Consider the following 24,795-nt stretch of genomic DNA (forward strand, 5'->3'; position numbering starts at 1 on the left):
ACATGCACCAACCGGAAGCAGCAGGAGGCGTCATGTCCTCAATCCTCATCGCCGGATTACCCGCCGAAGGACACGTCGGACCGCTGCTGGCCATCGCCGAGCACCTCGTCGCCCGCGGCGATGCCGTGCGGTTCCTCACCGGAGCTCGATTCGCCGACAAAGTCCAGGCCACAGGCGCGACGTTCCTGAAGTTGCCGGCCGATGTAGAGGTGGACGAGGACATCACGCAGCTCACCGAGCGGCACCCTGAACGTGCCCGGCTCAAGGGCGCGAAAGCGGTGGCATTCGACATCGAACACGTCTTCGCAGGCCCCGCCAGGGCCGAGTACGACGCACTCAAGGCGGCCATCGCCATGCAGCCCGCCGATGTGGTGTTCGCGGACACCGGCTTCCTCGGTGCCTCACTGCTGCTCGGACATCCGCGCGTGGCACGCCCCGCGGTCGTGATGTGCAGTATCACTCCCCTGCCCCTCGAAAGCCCCGACGTCGCTCCTTTCGGCTTGGGCCTCCCACCGGCGCGAGTGCTGAACCGCCCGCGCAATAGGGCGCTGACCGCGCTCACCCGACGGGCCATGAGCGGCGCCCAGCAGATACTTGACCAACAACACCGCCTGCTGCACGGCAAACCGATACCGTTCACGCTCTTCAACTGGGGGCGCCAGGCCGACGCTCTCATTCACCTGACGGTGCCGTCGTTCGAATACCCGATGGCCGACGCGCCGGCGAACCTGCACTTCGTCGGCCCGCTGTGCGCCCACAGCTCGCCGCCGCCGCTGCCGGATTGGTGGTCCGAACTGGACGGGAGCCGCCCCGTCGTGCACGTCACACAGGGCACCGTCGCCAACGTCGACTACTCGCAAACCATCGGACCCACACTGCAGGCCCTGGCCGATGACGACGTCCTGATGGTGGTCGCCACCGGCGGACGGCCGCTCGATACATTGCCACCCTTGCCTGCCAACGCGCGTGCGGCGACCTTCCTGCCCTATGACGAATTACTGCCTCGCACATCGGTTTACGTAACCAACGGTGGCTACGGCGGCGTCCACTACGCGCTGCGACACGGCGTGCCGATCGTCGCCACCGGCGGCAAAGAAGACAAACCCGAGGTCGGCGCCCGAGTGGCCTGGTCGGGCGCCGGACGGCGGATCCGCAGCGAACATCCCAGCCCGCGCGACCTGCGTCGCGCCATCCACGCGGTTCTGAATGAGCCGCGCTACCGGGCAACGTCTGTGCGCATTGCCGCCGAGATCGCCGCCGCTCCCGGGTTCGCCGGTGTGGCCGCAATTGTCGATGCCGTCACGCAAACCCGTTGTACGCCAACCACTCCGACTCAGGCCCGCAAGCGGTCCCCGAAAATCGCCGCTCCCGGCGCAAATCGGCCGTAGCCTGGGCAGGTGGCCGACCCCGCGCTCAAGATCCTGGTGTACAGCGACAATCCGAACACCCGTGACCAGGTGCGCACCGCCCTGGGCCGGCGCATCCATCCGGACCTACCCGACCTGACGTACCTCGACGTGGCGACCGCCCCCGTCGTGGTGAGTTCTGTCGACGCCGGCGGGATCGACCTGGCGATCCTCGACGGCGAAGCCACACCCGCCGGCGGGATGGGGCTGGCCAAACAACTCAAGGACGAGGTCGCGAACTGCCCGCCGATCGTGGTGCTCACCGGCCGCCCGGACGACGCCTGGCTGGCATCCTGGTCGCGCGCGGAGGCGGCGGTGCCCCACCCGATCGATCCGATCCGGCTGGGCGAGGCGGTGGTGGCAGTGCTGTCTCCACAGCGGTGAAACCGTGCGTTAACCAGCACGAAATGGCCTGTGGCCGTTCACTCTTCGCGTCGACGCCGATGTGACGCGGGAACGTCAGGAACTGATCATGATCCTAGCCAAAATGCGGCGGCCGTTCCGTTAACCGAGCTAAGCTGTGGGCCAGCTCACATCGACAGCTCGACGAGGGAGCCGCACAGGGCATGACGAACGCATGAACGTCTACATCCCCATCCTGGTACTCGGCGCGATCGCGGCTGCGTTCGCGGTGGGTTCGGTCGGAATCGCGCTGGTCATCGGCCCGCGCCGCTACAACCGGGCCAAGCTGGAGGCCTACGAATGCGGTATCGAACCGATGGCGCCGGGTTCTCCGGGACATGAGACGACCGGCCAGCGGTTCCCGGTGAAGTACTACCTGACGGCCATGCTGTTCATCGTCTTCGACATCGAGATCGTCTTTCTGTACCCCTGGGCCGTCTCCTTCGAATCGCTGGGGGTGTTCGCGGTGGTGGAGATGCTGCTGTTCATGCTGACGGTGTTCGTCGCCTACGCATACATCTGGCGGCGCGGCGGACTGAGCTGGGACTGAGGACAGGACCCATGGGACTCGAAGAACGCCTGCCCGGCGGCATCCTGCTGTCCACTGTCGAGAAGGTCGCGGGGTACGTGCGCAAGGGGTCGCTGTGGCCCGCCACCTTCGGCCTGGCCTGCTGCGCCATCGAGATGATGGCCACCGCGGGTCCACGCTTCGACATCGCGCGCTTCGGCATGGAGCGGTTCTCCGCGACGCCGCGCCAGGCTGATCTGATGATCGTCGCGGGCCGCGTCAGCCAGAAGATGGCACCAGTACTGCGCCAGGTGTACGACCAGATGGCCGAGCCCAAATGGGTGCTGGCCATGGGCGTGTGCGCGTCCTCCGGCGGGATGTTCAACAACTACGCGGTGGTGCAGGGCGTCGACCACATCGTGCCCGTCGACATCTACCTGCCGGGTTGCCCACCCAGGCCCGAGATGCTGCTCAACGCAATTCTCAAGCTGCACGCCAAGATTCAGGAGATGCCGCTGGGGGTCAATCGGGCCGAGGCGATCGCCGCGGCCGAGGAAGCGGCCCTGCAGGCACGTCCCACCATCGAACTGAAGGGACTGCTGCGGTCATGACGGACGCGCCCGACCAGACGGGTCCCGAGGTGATCGGGACCCGGCGCGGCATGTTCGGTGTGCGCGGCAGCGGTGACACCTCGGGCTACGGCCGGTTGATCCGGGACGTGGTCCTGCCCGCCAGCTCACCCAGACCGTACGGCGGCTACTTCGACGACGTCGTCGACACGTTGGCAACGAGCCTGGGCCCCGACCGGTTCGGCGACGCGATCGAGCGCGTCGTGGTGTTCCGCGACGAACTGACTCTCGAAGTACGCCGTGACCATCTCGTGGCAGTGGCCCAGGCGCTGCGCGACGACCTGCGGTTCGAGTTGTGTCTGGGAGTGTCCGGGGTGCACTACCCCGACGACACGGATCGCGAGCTGCACGCCGTCTATCCGCTGATGTCCATCACCCACAACCGCCGGATTCGGGTCGAGGCGTGTGCCCCGGACTCCGATCCGCATGTGCCGTCGCTGTATTCGGTGTATCCGACGACCGACTGGCACGAGCGGGAGACCTACGACTTCTTCGGCATCGTCTTCGACGGCCATCCCGCACTGACCCGGATCGAGATGCCCGACGACTGGGTGGGACATCCGCAGCGCAAGGACTACCCGCTCGGCGGCATTCCCGTCGAGTACCACGGCGCGAAAATCCCGCCCCCGGACGAACGGCGGGCCTACAACTGATGACTCAGGACAACGAACCCGATGGCCGCGAACGTGTGGTCACCGTCGGCGGTCAGGACTGGGCCGACGTCGTGGCCGCGGCACGCGAGAGCGCTGTCGCCGGCGAGCGCATCGTGGTCAACATGGGGCCCCAGCATCCGTCCACCCACGGGGTGTTGCGGTTGATCCTGGAGATCGATGGCGAAACCATCACCGAGGCCCGGTGCGGAATCGGCTACCTGCACACCGGAATCGAGAAGAACCTCGAATACCGGACGTGGACGCAGGGGGTCACCTTCGTGACGCGCATGGACTACCTCTCGCCCTTCTTCAACGAGACGGCGTACTGCCTGGGCGTCGAGAAACTGCTGGGCGTCACCGACGATATTCCCGAGCGCGCCAACGTCATCCGGGTCATGCTCATGGAGCTCAACCGGATCTCGTCGCACCTGGTCGCGCTGGCGACCGGCGGCATGGAGCTCGGATCCATGTCGGCCATGTTCTTCGGCTTCCGCGAACGCGAACTGGTGCTGTCGATCTTCGAGACCATCACCGGGCTCCGGATGAACCACGCCTACATCCGCCCCGGCGGGCTGGCCGCCGACCTGCCCGACGACGCGTTGCCGCAGCTGCGGGAACTGCTGCAGCTGCTGCCGAAACGGTTGCGCGACATGGAGAACCTGCTCAACGAGAACTACATCTGGAAGGCGCGGACTCAGGGCGTCGGATACCTGGATCTGACCGGGTGCATGGCGCTGGGCATCACGGGCCCGATACTGCGGTCGACGGGACTGCCGCACGACCTGCGCAAGTCTCAGCCGTATTGCGGGTACGAGACCTATGAGTTCGACGTCATCACCGACGACCAGTGTGACGCCTACGGCCGCTACATCATTCGGGTTCGGGAGATGCGGGAGTCCATCAAGATCGTCGAGCAGTGCGTAGATCGACTGAGCAAGACCGGCCCAGGACCGGTGATGATCACCGACAAGAAGCTGGCCTGGCCGGCCGACCTGAAGGTCGGCCCCGACGGCCTGGGCAACTCGAAGGAACACATCGCCAAGATCATGGGCTCGTCGATGGAGGCGCTGATCCACCACTTCAAGCTGGTCACCGAAGGCATCCGGGTGCCGGCCGGGCAGGTGTACGTCGCGGTCGAGTCGCCGCGCGGCGAACTGGGCGTGCACATGGTGTCGGACGGCGGCACCCGGCCGTACCGGGTGCACTACCGCGATCCGTCGTTCACGAATCTGCAGGCGGTATCGGTCATGTGCGAGGGATCCATGGTCGCCGACGCCATCGCGGCGGTGGCGTCGATCGATCCGGTGATGGGAGGCGTGGACAGGTGACGGCCATCGAACTCCGCCTCGGACCGCGTCCCGACGAGCCGGGGCCGCCCATCGGCCGGGGGCCGCAATCCTATTCGGCAGACGTGCGCGAGCGGCTCGCGACCGACGCAGCGGCGATCGTCGCCCGCTACCCCAGTGCGCGGTCCGCGCTGTTGCCGCTGCTCCACCTTGTCCAGTCCGAGGACGGCTATCTCACACCGGCCGGAATCTCTTTCTGCGCTGGGCAATTGGACCTCAGCACGGCCGAGGTCACCGCGGTCGCGACCTTCTACTCGATGTACCGGCGCACGCCGACCGGCGAGTATCTCGTCGGGGTGTGCACCAACACGCTGTGCGCCATCATGGGCGGGGACGCCATCTTGGAGTCCCTGGAAGAACACCTGGGTCTCCATGCCGGTGGGACCACCGCGGACGGCCGAGTCACGCTGGAACACATCGAATGCAACGCCGCCTGCGACTACGCCCCGGTGGTGATGGTCAACTGGGAGTTCTTCGACAATCAGACCCCGAGTTCGGCACGTGATGTCGTCGACTCGCTACGGGCCGGTGAGCCGGCAACCCCGACGCGGGGCGCGCCCCTGTGCACCTTCAAACAGACCGCGCGCATCCTCGCCGGATTCCCCGACGAACGCCCCGGCTGCAACGACAGCGAACCCGGCGCGGCCACGCTGGCCGGGTTGCGTGCGGCCGGGGAGCGCGGGATGGAGGCGCCGCAATGACCCTGGCACCGGTGCTGAGTAGACATTGGGATCAGCCGCAATCATGGACGCTGCAGAGTTACGTCCGGCAGGGCGGCTACCAGGCGCTGCGCGCGGTGCTGCGGATGAAACCCGCTGATGTCATTGCCCTGGTGAAGGATTCGGGACTGCGTGGCCGCGGAGGCGCGGGTTTCCCCACCGGCACGAAATGGTCGTTCATCTCCCCCGACGACGGGCGTCCCCATTATCTCGTGGTGAACGCGGACGAATCCGAACCCGGCACGTGCAAGGACATTCCGCTGATGCTGGCGTCACCGCACACTCTGGTGGAAGGCGCGATCATCGCGTCGTACGCCATCGGTGCCCGGCACGCATTCATCTACGTGCGCGGCGAGGTGGTGCCGGTCCTGCGCCGACTGCAGGGCGCGGTGGCCGAGGCCTATGCCAACGGCTATCTCGGCACCAACATCGCCGGCAGCGGGTTCGATCTGGATCTGATCGTCCACGCCGGGGCGGGCGCCTACATCTGCGGTGAGGAGACCGCGCTGCTCGACTCGTTGGAGGGCAGACGTGGCCAGCCTCGGCTGCGTCCACCGTTTCCGGCGGTCGCCGGTTTGTACGCCTGCCCGACCGTGGTCAACAACGTCGAGTCGATCGCCAGCGTCCCGTCGGTGATCCGCGGCGGCGTCGACTGGTTCCGGTCCATGGGTTCGGAGAAGTCGCCTGGTTTCACGCTGTACTCCTTGTCCGGTCACGTCACCCGCCCCGGGCAATACGAGGCACCACTGGGCATCTCGCTACGTGAACTCCTCGAGTACGCCGGCGGGGTACGCGCCGGGCACGAGCTCAAGTTCTGGACGCCGGGCGGTTCGTCGACGCCGATGCTCACGCCCGAGCACCTGGATGTCCCGCTGGACTATGAAGGCATGGCCGGGGTCGGCTCGATGCTCGGCACGAAGGCACTGCAGATTTTCGACGAGACCACCTGCGTAGTGCGCGCGGTGCGGCGGTGGACCCAGTTCTACGCGCACGAATCCTGCGGCAAGTGCACACCGTGCCGCGAAGGCACGTACTGGCTGGCACAGATCTACGCCCGCTTGGAGAACGGGCAAGCCCACGCGGCCGATCTGGACAAGCTGCTCGACATCTCCGACGCCATCCTCGGGAAGTCGTTCTGCGCGCTCGGCGACGGTGCGGCCAGCCCGATCATGTCCTCGCTCAAGTATTTCCGCGACGAGTACGTCGCCCACCTGAACGGCGGTTGCCCCTTCGATCCGCACGCCGCCACGCTCTTCGCCACGGAAGGAGCGGGAGCATGACGGTCACCGAGCCGGCGAAGGACGCGACTGCGGTCGAGATGGTCTCGCTGACCATCGACGATCAGCAGATCAGTGTGCCCAAGGGCACCTTGGTGATTCGCGCGGCCGAGCTCATCGGGGTTCAGATTCCCCGGTTCTGCGACCACCCGCTGCTGGACCCGGTCGGTGCTTGTCGGCAGTGCCTCGTCGAGGTCGAAGGCCAGCGGAAACCGTTGGCGTCGTGCACCACCACCGTCAGTCCCGACATGGTTGTGCGGACGCAGGTGACGTCGGAGGCCGCCGACAAGGCGCAGCACGGCGTGATGGAACTGCTGCTGATCAATCACCCGTTGGACTGCCCCGTCTGCGACAAGGGCGGCGAATGCCCGCTGCAGAACCAGGCGATGTCCAACGGCCGCAGCGATTCTCGCTTCGAGGACGTCAAACGCACCTACCCCAAGCCCATCAATCTGTCGGCACAGGTCCTGCTCGACCGGGAGCGCTGCGTATTGTGTGCACGCTGCACCCGGTTCTCGGATCAGGTCGCGGGTGACCCGTTCATCGAACTCCTGGAACGTGGTGCGCTGCAGCAGGTCGGGATCGGCGCGGGACCCGACGGCGGCAAACCATTCGACTCGTACTTCTCCGGCAACACCGTGCAGATCTGTCCCGTCGGTGCGTTGACCGGAACCGCGTACCGGTTCCGGGCCCGGCCATTCGACCTGGTCTCCTCGCCCAGCGTGTGCGAACACTGCGCCTCGGGCTGCGCGCAGCGCACCGACCATCGACGCGGAACGGTGTTGCGCCGCTTGGCCGGTGATGATCCCGACGTCAACGAAGAGTGGAACTGCGACAAGGGCCGCTGGGCCTTCACCTACGCCACCCAGGGTGACCGGATCACCACTCCGCTGATCCGCGAGGCCGACGGCACCCAGCGCCCGGCGTCCTGGCCGGAGGCGGTCGCGGTGGCGGTGCGCGGCCTGTCAGCGGCCGGTGCCCGCACCGGGGTCCTCGTCGGCGGACGGCTCACCACCGAAGACGCCTACGCCTACGCCAAGTACGCACGGATTGTGCTGGGCACCAACGATATCGACTTCCGCAACCGGGTGCACAGCCACGAGGAAGCCCAATTCCTCGCGGCGACCATCGCGGGTCAACCGATGCGGGTGACTTACGCCGACCTGGAAAAGGCGCCCGTCGTGCTGCTCGTCGCGTTCGAGCCCGAAGACGAGTCGCCGATCGTCTACCTGCGGCTGCGCAAGGCATTCCGCAAGCGCGGCCTGAAAGTCGTTGCGGTGGCGCCGTTCGCGAGCCGGGGCCTGGAGAAGATGGGTGGCACCCTGATCGCCGCCGCACCGGGTCGCGAGCCCCGTGCTCTCGATGCCATCGAGGTGTTGCCACCCGGCTCGGTCATCCTCACCGGTGAACGGCTGGCCGGCGTGCCGGGCGGATTCTCCGCAGTGGCGCGGCTGGCCGAGCGGACGGGCGCCGACGTCGGCTGGGTCCCGCGGCGGGCCGGCGAACGCGGTGCGCTGGAAGCCGGCGCAGCCCCGAATCTGTTGCCCGGTGGGCGCTTGGTGACCGATCTGCCGTCGCGCACCGAGGTTGCCGTCGCCTGGCACGTCGACGAACTGCCCGACGTACCAGGCCGCGATACCACCGCTATCCTCACCGCCGCAGCCGCCGGCGACCTCGATGCCGTCCTGGTCGCCGGTGTCGAGCTGGCCGACCTGCCGGACCCGGAGCTGGCCCGGCAATCGCTCAGTGCGGCAAAGTTCGTCGTGAGTATGGAGGTACGCCGCAGCGCCGTCACCGATCTCGCACACGTGGTGTTCCCCGTGTCACCGGTGGTCGAGAAAACCGGCAGCTTCGTGAACTGGGAAGGACGCCAACGCACTTTCGGCGCGGCGCTGGCGCCTGCAACGCGAGCGGACATGGGTGTGCTCGCGGCCCTGGCCGACGAGCACTGCATCGATCTGGGTCTTCGCGATGTCGCGACGGTGCGCAATGAGATGAGCCGGTTGGGATGCTGGACCGGACCGCGGCCGGCCGCACCGGAGTTCACTGCTCCGCCGAACCCGGTGCCCGGGCCTGGACAGGCGATTCTCGCCGGCTGGCGGATGCTGCTGGATGCCGGCCGGCTGCAGGACGGCGAACCGAATCTGGCGGCGACCGCGCGTCCGGCGGTGGCCCGTTTGTCGCCTGAGACGGCCGCGGGTATCGGTGCGTCCGAGTCCCTCACGGTGAGCACCGATCTCGGCAGCATCACCCTGCCGCTCGAGATCACCGACATGCCGGCCGGTGTGGTGTGGCTGCCGCTGAACTCTCCGGGTTCGACCGTTCATGCCACGCTCGGCGTCGCCCCGGGCGCGGTTGTCTCGATCAGCGGGGCGGGCTCATGAACTATCCCGACCTCTCGTCGTTCGGCCTCGACCCGTGGTGGCTGGTCCTCGCCAAAGCGCTTGGCGTTTTTGTGTTCCTGGTCCTGACGGTCCTCGTCGCCATCCTGCTCGAGCGCCGGGTACTGAGTTGGATGCAGATGCGCATCGGACCGAACCGGGTGGGGCCGTTCGGGTTACTGCAGAGCCTGGCCGACGGTATCAAGCTCGCGCTGAAGGAGGGACTCGTCCCGGCCGGGGTGGACAAGCCGATCTACCTTCTGGCACCGATCATCTCGGTGATCCCGGCGATCATGGCGTTCGCCGTCATCCCGATGGGACCGCTCGTCCATGTCTTCGGGCACGAGACGCCGCTGCAGTTGACCGACCTGCCGGTCGCCGTGTTGTACGTCCTCGCGGTCACCTCGATCGGGGTGTACGGAATCGTGCTCGCCGGTTGGGCCTCCGGCTCCACCTATCCCCTGCTCGGCGGTCTGCGGTCCAGCGCACAGGTCATCTCCTACGAGATCGCGATGGCACTTTCGTTCGCCGCGGTGTTCCTGTACGCGGGCACCATGTCGACGTCCCAGATCGTCTCCGCTCAGCAAGGCCGCTGGTATGTCTTCCTGCTGCTGCCGTCGTTCCTGGTCTATGTGGTCGCCATGGTCGGCGAAACCAACCGGGCGCCGTTCGATCTGCCCGAAGCCGAGGGCGAACTCGTCGGCGGATTCCACACCGAGTACTCGTCGCTGAAGTTCGCGATGTTCATGCTCGCGGAGTACGTCAACATGACGACGGTCTCGGCGCTGGCGACAACCCTGTTCCTCGGTGGTTGGCAGGCCCCGTGGCCGCTGAGCCTCATCCCCGGCGCCAACACCGGGTGGTGGCCGCTGCTGTGGTTCGTCGGCAAGGTGTGGGCCTTCCTGTTCCTGTTCATGTGGCTGCGCGCCACGCTCCCCCGCCTGCGGTACGACCAGTTCATGGCGCTGGGCTGGAAGGTGCTCATTCCGATCTCGCTGGCCTGGATCATGATCGTCAGCATCGTGCGCACGTTACGACTGCAGGGTTACGACAGCTGGCCGGTCGTCCTGGCCTTCGCCGCCGCCATCGCCGTGGTCGCGATCGCCGGTGCGCTGTGGAATGCCATGCGGCGCAAGTCGGCTCGCATCCCATCGCCGGTCGCCGAACCGCAGCCCGGCGCGTTCCCGGTACCGCCCATCCCGGCCAAGGAGGTACACCATGCCCGGTAGGCCCAGGTTCATCGACGCGATCGCCGGCTTCGGCGTCACCTTCGGGACCATGTTCAAGAAGCCGGTCACCGAGCAGTATCCGGAGGAGCCCGGTCCGGTGGCGCCCCGCTATCACGGGCGACATCAGCTCAACCGGTACGACGACGGTCTCGAGAAGTGCATCGGCTGTGAACTGTGTGCGTGGGCGTGTCCCGCGGATGCCATCTTTGTCGAGGGCGCGGACAACACGGACGGGACGAGCGACGCGACGGGCGAAATAACACAGTCACAACGGTTCTCACCCGGTGAGCGGTACGGCCGCGTCTACCAGATCAACTATCTGCGGTGCATCGGGTGCGGGCTCTGCATCGAGGCCTGCCCGACCCGAGCCCTGACGATGACCAACGACTACGAGATGGCCGACGACAATCGGTCTGACCTGATCTACGGCAAAGACAAGCTCCTGGCGCCGCTGAAGCCCGACATGACCGCACCGCCCCACGCCATGGCCGAAGGCAGCACCGACGAGGACTACTACCGCGGCAACATCACGGCCTCAGGCCTGGCGCGGCCCGCCGCGGCCGGACTTCCCGGGCGCGAGGCGACCAAGTGACCGGAGAAACCGTCGCGTTCTGGGTGTTCGGTACCGTATCGGTGCTCGGCGCCGTCGCCATGGTGGCCGCACCCAAAGCGGTGTACTCGGCCATGTTCTTGGCCAGCACCATGATCAGCCTGGCGGTCCTCTACATCGCCCAGGACGCGGTGTTCCTCGGCGTGGTGCAGGTGGTGGTCTATACCGGCGCGGTGATGATGCTGTTCCTGTTCGTCCTCATGCTCATCGGCGTCGATTCGGCAGACTCGCTGATCGAAACAATTCGAGGACAACGCATTGCCGCTGTCGTGGCCGGCATCGGCTTCGGCATCGCGGTGATCGCCGGGATCGGCAGCTTCGGCACGTCGTTCGTCGGTTTGGAGTACGCGAACCGGGCCGGCAACGTCCAGGGCCTGGCGGCGCTGATCTTCACCCGCTACCTGTGGGCCTTCGAGACCACCAGCGCGCTGCTGATCACTGCCGCGCTGGGCGCGATGGTGCTCACGCACCGTGAACGGTTCGAGCGCCGAAAGACCCAGCGTGAGCTCGCAATCGAGCGGTTTGCCGCCGGCGGGCACCCCACGCCACGGCCCAATCCCGGGGTGTACGCACGGCACAACGCCGTCGACATCCCGGCGAAGCTGCCCGACGGCTCGGACGCCGACATGTCCGTCAGTGCCATCCTGCCCCGGCGCAGTGTGTCGATGAACGACGGGAACGCCTCATGAATCCCACGAACTACCTGTATCTCTCGGCGTTGCTGTTCACCATCGGCGCGGCCGGTGTTCTGTTGCGACGCAACGCCATCGTCATGTTCATGTGCGTCGAGTTGATGCTCAACGCCGCGAATCTCGCGTTCGTCACGTTTTCCCGGATGTACGGCGAGCTCGACGGCCAGGTGGTGGCGTTCTTCACCATGGTGGTGGCTGCGTGTGAGGTGGTGGTGGGGCTGGCGATCATCATGACCATATTCCGGACCCGGCGGTCGGCGTCGGTCGACGCCGCGAGCCTGCTGAAGCAGTGACCATGACGACATCACTGTGGCTTCTGATCGCGCTGCCGTTGGCCGGCGCGGCGGTTCTGCTGCTCGGCGGCAAGGCCACCGACGCGTGGGGACATCTCCTCGGCTGTGCCACGGTCGTCGGCTCGTTCCTGGTCGGCGCAACCCAGTTCGTGGCAATGGCCGGGCGCGACAACGACTCCCGGATGGTGCACCAGACGCTGTTCTCCTGGGTGCCGGTGGCGCAACTCCAGGTCGACTTCGGGTTGCGCCTGGACCAGTTGTCCGTGTGCTTCGTCCTGCTCATCACCGGTGTCGGCGCGCTGATCCACATCTATTCCATCGGATACATGGCGCACGACCCGGCCCGACGACGATTTTTCGCCTACCTCAACCTGTTCGTCGCGGCCATGCTGCTGCTGGTCCTGGCCGACAACTACCTGGGCCTGTACGTCGGATGGGAAGGCGTCGGTCTGGCGTCGTACCTGCTGATCGGGTTCTGGTCGCACAAACCGTCGGCGGCGACGGCCGCCAAGAAGGCGTTCGTCGTCAACCGCGTGGGTGACATCGGGCTGGCGCTGGCCCTGGCAGCCATGTTCGCGCACACCGGAACCCTCTCGTACACGGGTGTTTTCGCGCAGGCGCCCCACCTTGCCGCGGCGACCACCACCCTCATCGGTCTGTTGTTGCTGCTGGCGGCGTGCGGCAAGTCGGCCCAGGTACCGCTGCAGTCCTGGCTCGGGGACGCCATGGAGGGCCCGACGCCGGTGTCGGCGCTGATCCACGCGGCCACCATGGTCACCGCGGGCGTGTACCTCGTGGTGCGCTCGGCGCCGATCTTCAACCAATCCGCCGATGCCCGGCTGGCGGTCGCCGTCGTCGGAGCGGTCACGTTGTTGTTCGGCGCGGTGATCGGCTGCGCCAAGGACGACATCAAAAAAGCCCTCGCAGCATCGACCATGAGCCAGATCGGCTACATGATGCTGGCCGCGGGGCTGGGCCCCGCCGGCTACGCGCTCGCGATCCTGCATCTGCTGGCCCACGGCTTCTTCAAGGCCGGACTGTTCCTCGGCGCCGGTTCGGTGATGCATGCCATGGACGACGAGACCGACATGCGCCGCTACGGCGGACTGCGCACCGCCATGCCGGTCACGTTCGCCACGTTCGGCATGGGATATCTCGCGATCATCGGGGTACCGCCGCTTTCCGGGTTCTTCTCGAAAGACCCGATCATCGAGACCGCCTTCGCCGCCGGTGGGGTCAAAGGCCTGCTGTTCGGCGGCGCGGCCCTCCTGGGTGCGGGCATCACCGCGTTCTATATGACCCGCGTCATGCTCATGACGTTCTTCGGCGAGAAGCGTTGGCGTGCCGAAGCACATCCGCACGAATCACCGTCGGTCATGGGCTGGCCGATGGTGTTGCTGGCAGCCGGGTCCATCGGCGCCGGAGCTCTGTTCGCCGTCGGCGGGAAGTTGGAGCATTGGCTCGAGCCGATCGTCGGTCACCAGGAGCCCGAGCACGCCGCGCCGGCCTGGCTGCTCACCGTCGCCACGCTTGCGGTGGTCGGTGTCGGCGTCGCCGTCGCGTACCGGATGTATGCGCTGCACCCCATCCCGATCAGCGCACCGATCAACGTTTCCGGGTTGACCGTCGCCGCACGCAACGATCTGTACGGCGACGCGTTCAACGAACGGGCGCTGATGGCTCCCGGTCGGCGGCTCACCAAAGACCTGGTCGACTTCGACGACGTCGCGGTCGAAGGTGTCACCCGCGAGCTGGCGGCGCTGGTACGCAGTGGGTCGCAGGACCTTCGGCGCTGGCAGAACGGGTTCGCCCGGTCGTACGCACTGTCCATGTTGGCCGGAGCGGCATTGATTGCGGCCGCCATTCTCACGGTGAGGGTGTGGTGACCGGAATGTGGTGGCTGACGGCATTGTGGGCCGTCCCGATGGCCGGCGGCGCGGCGGTGATCTTGTTGCCTTCCACCGCACGCGCATTCGCGCGCTGGACCGCGCTCGCGGTGTCGCTGATGGTGCTCGTCATCGCACTGGTACTGGCACTACGGTTCGACCCGGCGGGGGCGCGCTACCAGTTCGTGGAGAACCATCCGTGGATACCGTCGTTCGGGACCGGATACATCCTCGGGGTGGACGGCGTGGCTCTGGTGTTGGTCGTGCTGACGACTGTCCTCGTGCCGTTGCTGATCGTCGCCGGCTGGAATGACGCGGGCGCGCAGGCCAAGTCGACGCATGCCTACTTCGCGTTGATCCTCGCCGTCGAGTCGATGGTGCTGATTTCTCTGGTGTCGCTGGACATCCTGCTGTTCTACGTGTTCTTCGAGGCCATGCTGATCCCGATGTACTTCCTCATCGGCGGCTTTGGCGCGGATCGTCCCGCGGCCTCGAAGGCAGCGGTGAAGTTCTTGTTGTACAACCTGTTCGGCGGGTTGATCATGCTGGCTGCGGTCATCGGGCTGTATGTGGTCACTGCCAACAGCCCGGTATTCGCCCACGGCACCTTCGATTTCCGCGCCGTGGCGGACGCGGCACGGTACGGCACGCTGAACATCAGCCCGGGGCTGGCCAATGCGCTGTTCGGCGGGTTCATGTTCGCCTTCGCGGTCAAGGCACCGCTGTGGCCGCTGCACCGTTGGCTGCCCGACGCGGCCGTGCACGCCACTCCGGCCACCGCCGTCCTGATGATGGCCGTCGTCGACAAGGTGGGCACGTTCGGCATGCTGCGGTACTGCCTGCAGCTGTTCCCCCAGTCGGCTGCGACGTTCCGGCCGTTGATCATCGCCCTGGCGGTCATCGGCATCGTCTACGGGGCCATCGTCGCCATCGGCCAGGCGGACATCATGCGGCTGATTTCGTATACCTCGATTTCGCACTTCGGCTTCATCATCCTCGGCATCTTCGCGATGACCGAGCAGGCGCAGTCCGGTGCCGCGCTGTACATGGTCAACCACGGCATCTCGACTGCCGCCCTGTTCCTGATCGCCGGGTTCCTGGTGTCCCGCCGCGGATCGCGAGCCATCGCTGATTACGGTGGCGTGCAAACCGTCGCTCCGATCCTCGCCGGCACCTTCCTGGTCGCGGGACTCGCCACGCTGTCGCTACCCGGCCTGGCGCCCTTCATCAGCGAATTCCTGGTCCTGGTCGGCACATTCATCCACTACCCGGCGGTCACTGCCGTTGCGGCCACCGCACTGGTGCTCTCCGCGCTCTACATCCTCTGGATGTACCAGCGGATGATGACCGGCCCCGTCGCCGACGGCAACGACAAGTTGCGAGACCTGGTGCCACGCGAACTGGCGGTGGTGGTGCCGTTGGTCGCCCTACTCTTCTTGCTCGGCATTTACCCCAAGCCCGCCCTGGACATCATCAATCCCGCTGTCGGACATACCTCGTCGGGCACCGCCCAGGGGGTCGCCCGGTGACGCCCATCCCCGCGCCATCCGTCGAGTACGGCCTGCTGTCGCCCATGCTGATCGTGTTCGGCATCGCGCTGGCCGGCGTGCTCGTGGAGGCCTTCGCGCCGCGCGCGGCGCGTTACCACGCCCAGGTCGCCCTGAGCATCGGCGGCCAGGCGGTGGCGCTGATCGCCGTGGTTACCCAAGCGCTGCACCTGGGTTCGGCGATCGGCCGGCCCGCGGTACTCGGGGCCATCGCCATCGACCGGCCGGCGCTGTTCCTGCAGGGCACGCTACTCGGAGTCAGCCTCTTGGCGACCTTGCTGATGGCTCAACGAGTTTCGGACGGTAGCGGCTTGGCTGCGTTCACGCCACAGGCAGCGACGGTGCCCGACAGTGCCGCCGAGCAGGTGGCGCTCAAAGCCGGTGTGGCCCAGACCGAGGTCTTCCCGCTGGCGATGTTCGCGCTCGGCGGCATGATGCTGTTCGGTGCGTCCGATGATCTCCTGACGATGTTCGTCGCACTCGAGGTGCTGTCGCTGCCGCTGTACCTGATGTGCGGGCTGGCCCGGCGAAATCGGCTGCTGTCCCAGGAAGCATCGCTGAAGTACTTTCTGCTGGGCGCCTTTTCGTCGGCGTTCTTCCTCTTCGGCGTTGCGATGCTCTACGGCTATTCGGGCAGCCTGAGCCTGTCGGGGGTGGCCGCCGGCCGCGGACCGGCCTCCCTCGGGCTCATCGGTATCGCGCTCCTCAGCGTGGGTCTCCTGTTCAAAGTCGGTGCGGTGCCGTTCCACTCGTGGGTGCCCGACGTGTATCAAGGGGCACCTACGCCGGTGACGGCGTTCATGGCCTCGGCCACCAAAATCGCCGCTTTCGGCGCCTTGCTGCGGGTCTGCTACGTGGCGCTACCGGCGCTCGCCAATGACTGGCGACCGGTGCTGTCGATCATCGCGGTGCTGTCCATGGCAGTGGGCACGGTGATAGCCATCGCGCAGAACGACGTCAAGCGCATGCTGGCGTACTCCTCGGTGGCACATACCGGTTTCATCCTCACCGGCGTGATCGCGCTCAACGACAACGGGCTGTCGGCGTCGTTGTTCTACCTGTTCGCCTACGGGTTCAGCACGCTCGGTGCGTTCGCGGTGGTGAGTGTGGTGCGCCGCGCCGACGGTGACGAGGAAGACGACCTACGCCGGTGGGCCGGGCTCGGGCGCCGGCATCCGTTCTTCGGTGTGGTCTTCGCGTTGTTCCTGTTGGCGTTCGCCGGCATTCCGCTGACGAGTGGATTCGTCAGCAAGTTTGCCGTCTTCAAGGCCGCGGCCGAAGGTGGCGCCGCATCCCTGGTTGTGATCGGCGTGATCGTCAGCGCCGTCGCCGCGTACTTCTACGTCCGGGTGATCGTGCTGATGTTCTTCACCGATCCTGTCGAGGATGGCCCAGAAGTGCAGTCGGGCACCCTCAGTACCGCGATGATCGGACTCACCGCCTTCGTGACGCTGGCGCTGGGTGCCGTCCCGCAACCGGTACTGGACCTGGCCAACCACGCGGGCCAGTTCCTGCGGTGAGCAGCTGACCAACCGCCGATCTGCGCAACCTGCAGACCGACACCCAGCTCCGTACACTGTTGAATTATCAAGGTGCACAGCAGGTTTGAGGACGCACCTGCGGTGGTTATGCAGCGTGGTCGAGTCGCATGGTGCGGCGGTTATAGGCGGGTATCGGTTGTCGGTGTGGATCGACGGTCGCGGGTGGGATGAGCCAGGGGTGTTTGTCCAGGCCCATGACGACGTCCCAGCCGTCGTGGTGGACGTTGGCGTGGCAGGCCGGGCACAGCAGGCATCCGTTGCCCAGTGATGTTTCGCCGTGGTGGGTCCAGTGCACGATGTGGTGGGCGTGGGTACGCCCGGGTGGGGCGCCGCATTTGATGCAGCACTGATCCCTCAGATACAGGGCTTTACGCAGAGGCGCCGGGAACAGGCGCTTGTCCCGGCCCATATCGAGGGGTACCTGTTCGCCGTCCACGATCACCGCCGTCACCGCGGTGTCGCAGGTGAGCCTCTCCAGGGTCATGGTGCTGATCGACCCCATGAACTCCAACTGAGCGAGGTCCGGGGTGTCGGCAGGCACCGTCACCAACAACTGGGTCCGCGGAGCGGAGGCGATGTCCCCGCCGCGGGCGGCGATATCCAACACGGTTTCGAGGGCATCGGCCCGCCGCCGGGAAGCCGACCTGGTGTCGGGGGTGCCGTCGGGTTCGGGGCGCGGCGCCGACAGCTCTTCGACCGCGGCCACCAACTTGGCGCCCACTTCGGCATCCAGATCCGCCCGCACCTGCAGGCGTCCATCGCTGGTGACGCGGTGATCGAGGGTGTTGATCGAGCGGTCCTCCGCCGCCGGCAACCCACCCTCGGCGGCCGCATGACGGTTCCCCAACCGCCGAGCCCGGTCACCGATCGCGGCCGGAGTAGCCCCCGAAAAGAACTGCCCCAACAAATCCGTCACCTGCGCGAACCGGGCCTCCTCATCCACCCGACCGGGTGCACGCGCCTGAATGTGGTTGATGCCCTTGACGATCGCATCGACATGCTCACCGGAGACCACCCCATCGCCGGCATGCGCCGCCAGTGTCGGCAACAACGGCAGCGCGCCACCGACCCGAACCAGCCTCTCGGCCACCGACGGCGCGCAGCCCAGCGACATCAACAGCTCCCGCAGCGTCCGCCCCTGTGAGGCGGCCACCCCACACCGGTCCAGCACCCCGGTAAGAATCACCGCCAGATGATCGACCACATTCCGCAGCCTGAACAGACACCGCGCTACCTCTAGTGCGTCGTCCCCGGCCATCTCGTCGGGAAGGACCACGTCACGTAGGTGGTCGAGGATAGGGCTGAGATTCGGTGCGATTCCCATAACACACTGTATCGAACATATGTTCGAACCGCAACCAGTTTCCGGCTCCCTGGGCGATCCGAGTCAGACACACACCGCATCATGAGCGACGACCGCGACCGTCGCGCCGTCCCAACGCTCGCTCAACTCACTTTCGGAGCGCGGTGCCCACCCGAGTGGTACCCGGTTCCGCCACGAAACTGGCCCTGACAAGCGGCCAATGAGTACCTAGCCTCGTAGTCATGGCGACGGAGTCGGCGGTTGGGCATGCCCGCCAGGTGAGCCTGGCAGATGTCCCTCTGCCTCCACACCTCCAACAGGCCGACTACCTCGACGTCTTCGAAGTCACGGTCGCCGAGTCCGACGTTCGCACACCTGAGATGTTGGCGCGGGAGGCGCTCGAACGGTCCGCACCACCTATCCGCGAGGGGATCCGGTTCGCACACAAGGCGTTCCTGCTGTTCCGGCTCGGGCCGGTGGATTCACCACAGCATGTCCTCGGGTGGCGCATCGCAGAGTCGACACCCGATGCAGTTCGCCTGGAGGCTAATTCGCCGGTGATGAACGGAACCTTGATCCTGCGGCGAGCGAATGCCTCGACAGGCCAACTCATCACCGCACTGCACTACAAACACCGGCGGGCTGCGGCGGTGGTCTGGCGGGCCATCGGCCCCATCCATCGTGCGGCCGCCCCGTACCTGATGGACAACGTGGTCATCCGATGATCGGTGACCGCTGGGGCGTCACCGACGCCGAGACCATGGCGCGCTACGGCTGCGACAACTACGTCGCCAGCCCCGCACTCGAGGCGTGGCGCGGAGTGTCCGTGAACACCACGCGAGATCGGTTGTGGCCGTGGGTTGTTCAAGTTCGCCTGGCGCCGTACTCGTACGACTGGATCGACAACCTCGGCCGGGAATCTCCGCGCGAGCTGTACAACCTGGACGATCCCCGACCCGGTGATCCGTTCACCGCGAGCGCCGGCCGACCACTGGGCAAGGTGCTCTCGGTGGAACATCAGGTTCAGTTGACGGCGCAGATCATCGGCGCTCACATGTCCTATCAACTCACCCCGATCGACGAACACAGCACTCGGCTGGTATTGAAAGTGACTGCGCCGCAATCCTGGCGGCTCGCCGCTCCCCTGCTCAGCGTGGGCGATCTCGTGATGGCGCGGCGGCAGCTGCTCAACTTGAAGCAGCTCGCCGAAAAGTAGCGGACGCCCGATTTGTGATACAGGTCACAGCGCGGACCTGTCACAAAATGCGCTCCAGATGCATCTCAAGGGTAGGGCGTTCATCGCAATAGGAGGCAGACATGGAAGCCGGCTCGGTCCTGCGAACTCAACGACAGACACCGGCGTCGAATCGCCTTGCCGCCCAGGGGAATGCGATCGACTCGCGGCACCACCCGTCGGGCGCGGTACGTCGGCAGCTGAACAAGGTCTTCCCGACGCACTGGTCGTTCCTGCTCGGTGAGATCGCGATGTACAGCTTCCTGGTGCTGCTGCTCACCGGTGTGTACCTGACGCTGTTCTTCGATCCGTCGATGACCGAGGTCATCTACAACGGCGTCTACCAGCCGCTGCGCGGCGTGCAGATGTCGCGGGCCTACGAGTCGGCCCTGGACATTTCGTTCGAGGTCCGCGGTGGCCTGTTCGTCCGCCAGATTCACCACTGGGCCGCGCTGATGTTCGCCGCGTCGATCATGGTGCACCTGGCGCGCATCTTCTTCACCGGCGCGTTCCGCCGCCCGCGTGAGGCCAACTGGGTGACGGGGGCGCTGCTGCTGATCCTGGCCATGTTCGAGGGCTACTTCGGCTACTCGCTGCCCGACGACCTGCTCTCGGGTATCGGTCTGCGTGCGGCGCTGTCGTCAATCACGCTGGGCATCCCGGTCGTGGGCACCTGGCTGCACTGGGCCCTGTTCGGCGGGGACTTTCCCGGCCAAACGATCATCCCACGGATGTACGCGCTGCACGTATTGATCATTCCCGCAGTCATTTTGGGCCTCATCGCGGTCCACCTGGTGTTGTTGTGGTTCGGCAAGCACACGCAATTCCCGGGTGCGGGCCGCACCGAGAGGAACGTCGTGGGTGTCCGTGTGTTGCCGGTATTCGCCGTCAAGTCCGGGGGATTTTTCGCCATGGTCACCGGCATCCTGGGCATCATGGGTGGTCTGCTGCAGATCAACCCGATCTGGGAGCTGGGCCCCTACAAGCCCTCGCAGGTGTCCGCCGGTAGCCAGCCAGACTTCTACATGATGTGGACCGAAGGCCTCGCCCGTATCTGGCCGGCGTGGGAGTTCTACCCCTTCGGCCACACCATCCCCGCCGTCATGGGCGTCGCCTTGCTCATGGGTGTGGTGTTCGGTCTGCTGATCGCGTGGCCGTTCCTGGAGAAGAAGTTCACCGGCGACGACGCTCACCACAACCTGCTGCAGCGTCCGCGTGACGTACCGGTCCGCACCGCCATCGGTGCCATGGCCATCGCGTTCTACATGGTGCTCACCCTCGCCGCGATGAACGACATCATCGCGCTGAAGTTCGACATCTCCCTCAACGCCACCACCTGGATCGGTCGTATCGGCATGGTGGTCCTGCCCGCCATCGTCTACTACCTCACCTACCGCTGGTGTGTGGGCCTGCAACGCAGCGACCGCGCCGTCCTCGAACACGGCATCGAGACCGGCATCATCAAGCGGCTACCGCACGGCGCCTACGTCGAACTGCACCAGCCGCTCGGCCCGGTCGACGACCACGGCCACCCCCTGCCGCTGGAATACCAGGGCGCCGCACTGCCCAAGCGCATGAACAAGCTCGGCTCCGCTGGCTCCCCCGGCACCGGCAGCTTCCTGTTCGCCGACTCCGCCGTCGAACAAGCCGCCCTCGCCGACGCCGAACACGCCGCCGAGCACAAGGCACTCACCGCCATCAAGGAATACCAGGACGAAATCTCGCCCAACGGCTCCAACGGGCACCACTAGTTTCCGGTGCGCCACATTGGTTGTGAAACAGGGTGTTTCCACTCATGATGCTGGTGTGACCGAGTGTGAGAATCCCACTGCCGATGGAGTCCACCCGCTCTTGGTGGAGCGGTTCAGTCCGGTGTCGTTCGATCGGGCCGCGTCCCTGAGTGATGCTCAGATCAACGTACTGCTCGAGGCCGCCCGGCTGACGCCATCGGCCGGGAACTCCCAGCCGTGGATGTTCATCGTGGGTCGCCGTGACGATCCGATCCACTCGCGGATCGCGAATCACCTGGCACTCAGCTCAGCACGATGGGCTCTCCACGCCGCGCTGCTGGTCGTGAATATGGCTCACGTACTCGTCGAGGACACGGACTGGGAGTTCTCCGAGTTCGCGCGATACGACCTCGGACAAGCCGTCGCCCACATGACGATTCAGGGCCTGGTCATGGGACTCGGTGCGCATCAATTCCGCGCGTTCGATCGCGATGCCGTCGCCCGCGAGTTCGACGTCCCGGCCGCGTGGGAGGTGACGTCGATGACGGCTTTCGGGCCGGCGGGCCGTCCGTCGGACGAGGAGACCGGACCTGCCCCGAGCCGGGCTCGATTGTCACGACGCGAAATCACCTGGGCCAGAGCGTGATCACATCAGCTGCGAACGGCAGTGGCTGCTCAACTTTCTGCTGGCGACGCCCACGAAACCACGGCATCATTCGACGGAATCACTTGCGCCACTTGGGGCCTCGAGCTGCGGGATCAGGCACACCGTTCCGCCCGCGGTGTCCATTGGCCGAATGCCCAGCCCTTGGTTCAGCCGGCCACGCTGATTCTCCCAGGCGATTTCAGCAGCGATCTCCGTCAACTGCGCCTTGCTGAGGTGTGTGAGCAGCTCCTCCCGCAGGCCTTCGGAGATGATCGCCGGCGTACGGGACATCTCTTCAGCGAATTGAATGCACAGCTTCTCGAGGTGCGTGAACTCATCGCTGTCGCGGTAGTTCACCAGGGCGATGAGCTTCTCCTCCGAGAACCCCTCACTGCGGCCGAGCGTGTCAGAGATGTCGATGCAGAATTCACAATGGGTCAACCTCGCCGCCTTGATTCCCGCGAGCAGCTTCAGTTCGGTGGGTGCCCGGCCGCTGAACAGCAACGCCATTTCGTAGAGCCCGTTCGCCACCGCGATGAGCGGGCGCCGGATCAGCCAACCCGGTAGGTCCCAACGATTTTGGCGGGACTTCGCCAGGACCACAAGGTGTACCCAGATGCGCTTCAGGATTCTCACGACGTGTTCTCCTCGATTCCGTTGCCAACGGACGGCGGCGGTATAGCCTCATGCTAGGTCGCCATTGGACACAGGTTAGGAACCAATATTTCGACTGAAACGGGTACCACTTCGGGTCCGGAGCTGCTCATCGAGCTGGACCGGACCAGTGGTGCCGACGCGCTGCATCGCCAGCTGGCCGACGGTCTGCGGGACGCGATCCGAACCGGCCGCCTCGCGCCGAAGACCCGACTGCCCTCCAGCCGCGTGCTCGCCGCTGACCTCCAGGTGTCGCGACGCCTCGTCGTCGACGCATACAGCCAACTCGTCGCCGAGGGTTTCCTGCAGAGCCAACAAGGTTCTGGCACCACGGTTACCGCCGTCGACACGACTGCCGGGAAGTCGCAACCATCGCGTCCAGACCGTCGAACATTCGACGTGGACTTCGCGCCCGGGGTGCCCGACCTTTCGAGTTTCCCCCGACACAGTTGGTTACGCGCGCTGCGCCAGGGGCTGTCCTCCATCGAATCCCAGTCTCTGGGATACGCCTCCCCCAAGGGCCTGCCCGACGCCCGCGCCGCGGTGTCGGACTACCTGCGACGCACCCGAGGTGTGCTGGCCGATCCACAGCGCGTCGTGTTGTGTTCCGGGGCGACGCAGGCCATCGCACTACTCGCTCACGTGCTGCGAAATCGCTCCGTTGCGATGGAGGATCCCGGATTCTGGTTGCACCGCATGGTTTTCCGTCACCACGGCATCGAGCCGCTCCCCATTCCGGTCGATGACGACGGGCTCGACGTGACGGCGCTCGCCAACACCACGACATCGACGGTGCTGACGACCCCCGCCCACCAATCCCCGACCGGCATCGTCCTGTCCCCTGCCCGTCGCACCGCGCTGCTCGAGTGGGCGCGGGCGGGCAACCTCGTCATCGAGGATGACTACGATGCCGAATATCGTTACGACCGGGCGCCTGTCGGCGCACTGCATGCCCTGGCGCCGGACCGTGTCATCTACCTCGGCTCTGTGAGCAAGACACTGGCCCCCGGCTTGCGGCTCGGTTGGATGGTTCTGCCCCCGGACCTTGTCAGGCCCGTGGTGTCGGCGAAAAGTCTCGCCGACACCGGCAGTTCGGTCATGGATCAGCTCGCCTTCGCGACCCTGCTCCGTTCCGGTGACTACGATCGACATCTGCGGCTCATGCGCCGCCGCTATCTGGCCCGGCGCAACTGCCTGCTGCAGGCACTGCGCGAGTACCTGCCAGAAGCCACGGTGCTCGGTGCCGCCGCCGGCGTCCATCTCACGGTGCGACTGCCCGACGACTGCGACATCGAAGACATCGTGCGCCGAGCCGCAAGCCGGCGTGTGCGGATCGATCCGCTGTCGTGGTGCTACGCCGAACCCGACTGTGCCCCGCCGGGATTGATACTCGGTTACGCCAATCTGACTGAGTCACAGATCGATACCGGCGTACGGGCAATCGCCGCCGCAGTCGGCCGCCCGGAGCAACTGGTACCCGATACCAGCTGCAAAGTGGCCCCTGACGCTGGGCCATTGCGCGCCTAGCCTCGGAGCATGACGACGCAGACCTCGTTGCGGATCGTGTTGGTCACCTGCGCGGCCCTCGGGCTGATAACACTGGTCCTGGGCGTCTGGGCCTTTGTCGCGCCGATGTCCTTCTTCCAGGTGCTCGCGCCCTTCGAGCCGTACAACCGACATTTTCTGCATGACGCGGGCGTCCTGCAGATCGGTGTCGGGGTGGCGATGTTGCTGGCCGCGGCTCGGCGTTCGCCCGTGGAAGTGGCACTCGGCGGCTTTATCGCGTTCGAAGCACTCCACGTCGTGTCACACGTGATCGACCGGGATCTCGGCGGCAGGCCGGCCTTCGACATCACGGCCCTGACAGTGCTGACCCTTGCCGGGGTGACCGCGTTGGTCGTGAGCCGGCGGAAATAGCTGCGCGCGCTCAGACAGCCGTGTCCTCTCCTCCCCCGCTTCGGCGCAAGAATACGTAAGTCACTGCGCAGCGGGTATTTTGGCGTTCCGTCGGCTCCAGCGCCCACGAGGTCTCGACCGGTTCGCACCGCGGTACGGCGCAGGGAAATGGCGAGTCTTCCGCAGGGATGGGTCAACCGTCTTTCCCACTCA

The 24,795-nt window shown here is 66.1% G+C and carries 24 protein-coding genes; 22 read left to right on the forward strand and 2 right to left on the reverse strand.

The features are described from left to right. Positions 1–32 precede the first annotated feature (32 nt). From ACWW1C_RS18895 to nuoN, 16 genes are all read left to right on the forward strand, one after another. Entirely contained in the window at positions 33–1,388 is a 1,356-nt protein-coding gene (locus tag ACWW1C_RS18895; protein WP_455979814.1) for a glycosyltransferase, read from the forward strand. A 9-nt stretch (positions 1,389–1,397) separates the two neighbouring features. Continuing rightward, positions 1,398–1,790, forward strand: coding sequence for an Rv3143 family two-component system response regulator (locus ACWW1C_RS18900; protein ID WP_073695961.1), 393 nt, complete (start codon positions 1,398–1,400; stop codon positions 1,788–1,790). A 193-nt stretch (positions 1,791–1,983) separates the two neighbouring features. Beyond that, entirely contained in the window at positions 1,984–2,358 is a 375-nt protein-coding gene (locus tag ACWW1C_RS18905; RefSeq protein WP_043400785.1) for an NADH-quinone oxidoreductase subunit A, read from the forward strand. A gap of 11 nt (positions 2,359–2,369) precedes the next feature. Continuing rightward, entirely contained in the window at positions 2,370–2,927 is a 558-nt protein-coding gene (locus tag ACWW1C_RS18910) for a NuoB/complex I 20 kDa subunit family protein (protein ID WP_029119553.1), read from the forward strand. Beyond that, positions 2,924–3,598 (forward strand): NADH-quinone oxidoreductase subunit C, encoded by a 675-nt coding sequence (locus ACWW1C_RS18915; protein ID WP_455979815.1) that lies wholly within the window; start codon positions 2,924–2,926, stop codon positions 3,596–3,598. Before ACWW1C_RS18910 ends, ACWW1C_RS18915 begins: the two co-directional genes overlap by 4 nt. Beyond that, complete coding sequence (gene nuoD / locus ACWW1C_RS18920; protein WP_455979816.1) at positions 3,598–4,926, forward strand: NADH dehydrogenase (quinone) subunit D; 1,329 nt, start codon at positions 3,598–3,600, stop codon at positions 4,924–4,926. Before ACWW1C_RS18915 ends, nuoD begins: the two co-directional genes overlap by 1 nt. Further along, on the forward strand, positions 4,923–5,645 hold the full coding sequence (gene nuoE, locus ACWW1C_RS18925) for an NADH-quinone oxidoreductase subunit NuoE (protein WP_455979817.1): 723 nt from the start codon (positions 4,923–4,925) through the stop codon (positions 5,643–5,645). Before nuoD ends, nuoE begins: the two co-directional genes overlap by 4 nt. After that, positions 5,642–6,943, forward strand: coding sequence for an NADH-quinone oxidoreductase subunit NuoF (nuoF, locus tag ACWW1C_RS18930; RefSeq protein WP_455979818.1), 1,302 nt, complete (start codon positions 5,642–5,644; stop codon positions 6,941–6,943). The genes nuoE and nuoF overlap by 4 nt, the downstream gene beginning before the upstream one ends. Next, complete coding sequence (locus ACWW1C_RS18935; RefSeq protein ID WP_455979819.1) at positions 6,940–9,324, forward strand: NADH-quinone oxidoreductase subunit G; 2,385 nt, start codon at positions 6,940–6,942, stop codon at positions 9,322–9,324. Before nuoF ends, ACWW1C_RS18935 begins: the two co-directional genes overlap by 4 nt. Then, the gene (gene nuoH, locus ACWW1C_RS18940) at positions 9,321–10,550 is read left to right on the forward strand and encodes an NADH-quinone oxidoreductase subunit NuoH (RefSeq protein WP_455979820.1); all 1,230 of its coding nucleotides are present in this window, start codon (positions 9,321–9,323) and stop codon (positions 10,548–10,550) included. Before ACWW1C_RS18935 ends, nuoH begins: the two co-directional genes overlap by 4 nt. Further along, a complete protein-coding gene (nuoI, locus tag ACWW1C_RS18945; protein WP_455979821.1) occupies positions 10,540–11,142 on the forward strand; it encodes an NADH-quinone oxidoreductase subunit NuoI in 603 nt (200 codons plus the stop codon). The genes nuoH and nuoI overlap by 11 nt, the downstream gene beginning before the upstream one ends. Then, positions 11,139–11,849, forward strand: coding sequence for an NADH-quinone oxidoreductase subunit J (locus ACWW1C_RS18950; protein WP_455979822.1), 711 nt, complete (start codon positions 11,139–11,141; stop codon positions 11,847–11,849). Before nuoI ends, ACWW1C_RS18950 begins: the two co-directional genes overlap by 4 nt. After that, on the forward strand, positions 11,846–12,145 hold the full coding sequence (gene nuoK, locus ACWW1C_RS18955; protein WP_455979823.1) for an NADH-quinone oxidoreductase subunit NuoK: 300 nt from the start codon (positions 11,846–11,848) through the stop codon (positions 12,143–12,145). Before ACWW1C_RS18950 ends, nuoK begins: the two co-directional genes overlap by 4 nt. Positions 12,146–12,147: 2 nt before the next feature. Continuing rightward, positions 12,148–14,031: an NADH-quinone oxidoreductase subunit L gene (gene nuoL / locus ACWW1C_RS18960; protein WP_455979824.1), complete on the forward strand. Its 1,884-nt coding sequence runs from the start codon at positions 12,148–12,150 to the stop codon at positions 14,029–14,031. Beyond that, positions 14,025–15,560, forward strand: a complete 1,536-nt coding sequence (locus tag ACWW1C_RS18965) for an NADH-quinone oxidoreductase subunit M (RefSeq protein WP_455979825.1) — start codon at positions 14,025–14,027, stop codon at positions 15,558–15,560. The genes nuoL and ACWW1C_RS18965 overlap by 7 nt, the downstream gene beginning before the upstream one ends. Positions 15,561–15,604: 44 nt before the next feature. Further along, positions 15,605–17,098, forward strand: coding sequence for an NADH-quinone oxidoreductase subunit NuoN (gene nuoN / locus ACWW1C_RS18970; RefSeq protein WP_455984353.1), 1,494 nt, complete (start codon positions 15,605–15,607; stop codon positions 17,096–17,098). 106 nt (positions 17,099–17,204) lie between these two features. Here the strand turns inward: nuoN and ACWW1C_RS18975 are convergent, their stop codons facing one another. Next, a complete protein-coding gene (locus tag ACWW1C_RS18975) occupies positions 17,205–18,443 on the reverse strand; it encodes a DUF222 domain-containing protein (RefSeq protein WP_455979826.1) in 1,239 nt (412 codons plus the stop codon). A gap of 221 nt (positions 18,444–18,664) precedes the next feature. Between ACWW1C_RS18975 and ACWW1C_RS18980 the strand changes: the two genes are divergently transcribed. The 4 genes from ACWW1C_RS18980 to ACWW1C_RS18995 all read left to right on the forward strand — a co-directional run bounded on the left by ACWW1C_RS18980 (position 18,665) and on the right by ACWW1C_RS18995 (position 22,032). Then, positions 18,665–19,147: a hypothetical protein gene (locus ACWW1C_RS18980; protein WP_455979827.1), complete on the forward strand. Its 483-nt coding sequence runs from the start codon at positions 18,665–18,667 to the stop codon at positions 19,145–19,147. Beyond that, the gene (locus tag ACWW1C_RS18985) at positions 19,144–19,638 is read left to right on the forward strand and encodes a polyketide cyclase (protein WP_455979828.1); all 495 of its coding nucleotides are present in this window, start codon (positions 19,144–19,146) and stop codon (positions 19,636–19,638) included. Before ACWW1C_RS18980 ends, ACWW1C_RS18985 begins: the two co-directional genes overlap by 4 nt. 101 nt (positions 19,639–19,739) lie before the next feature. Further along, on the forward strand, positions 19,740–21,407 hold the full coding sequence (gene qcrB / locus ACWW1C_RS18990) for a cytochrome bc1 complex cytochrome b subunit (protein ID WP_455979829.1): 1,668 nt from the start codon (positions 19,740–19,742) through the stop codon (positions 21,405–21,407). Positions 21,408–21,462: 55 nt separating this feature from the next. After that, the gene (locus ACWW1C_RS18995; protein WP_455979830.1) at positions 21,463–22,032 is read left to right on the forward strand and encodes a nitroreductase family protein; all 570 of its coding nucleotides are present in this window, start codon (positions 21,463–21,465) and stop codon (positions 22,030–22,032) included. A 66-nt stretch (positions 22,033–22,098) separates the two neighbouring features. Here ACWW1C_RS18995 and ACWW1C_RS19000 read toward each other — a convergent pair whose 3' ends face one another. After that, the gene (locus ACWW1C_RS19000) at positions 22,099–22,668 is read right to left on the reverse strand and encodes a carboxymuconolactone decarboxylase family protein (protein WP_455979831.1); all 570 of its coding nucleotides are present in this window, start codon (positions 22,666–22,668) and stop codon (positions 22,099–22,101) included. A gap of 174 nt (positions 22,669–22,842) precedes the next feature. Between ACWW1C_RS19000 and pdxR the strand changes: the two genes are divergently transcribed. Together pdxR and ACWW1C_RS19010 are read left to right on the forward strand one after the other, a co-directional pair. Further along, positions 22,843–24,213, forward strand: coding sequence for a MocR-like pyridoxine biosynthesis transcription factor PdxR (gene pdxR, locus ACWW1C_RS19005; RefSeq protein WP_455984354.1), 1,371 nt, complete (start codon positions 22,843–22,845; stop codon positions 24,211–24,213). A gap of 9 nt (positions 24,214–24,222) precedes the next feature. Continuing rightward, positions 24,223–24,603 (forward strand): hypothetical protein, encoded by a 381-nt coding sequence (locus ACWW1C_RS19010; RefSeq protein ID WP_455979832.1) that lies wholly within the window; start codon positions 24,223–24,225, stop codon positions 24,601–24,603. Positions 24,604–24,795 lie beyond the last annotated feature (192 nt).

The sequence above is a fragment of the Mycobacterium sp. HM-7 genome, assembly GCF_053852335.1.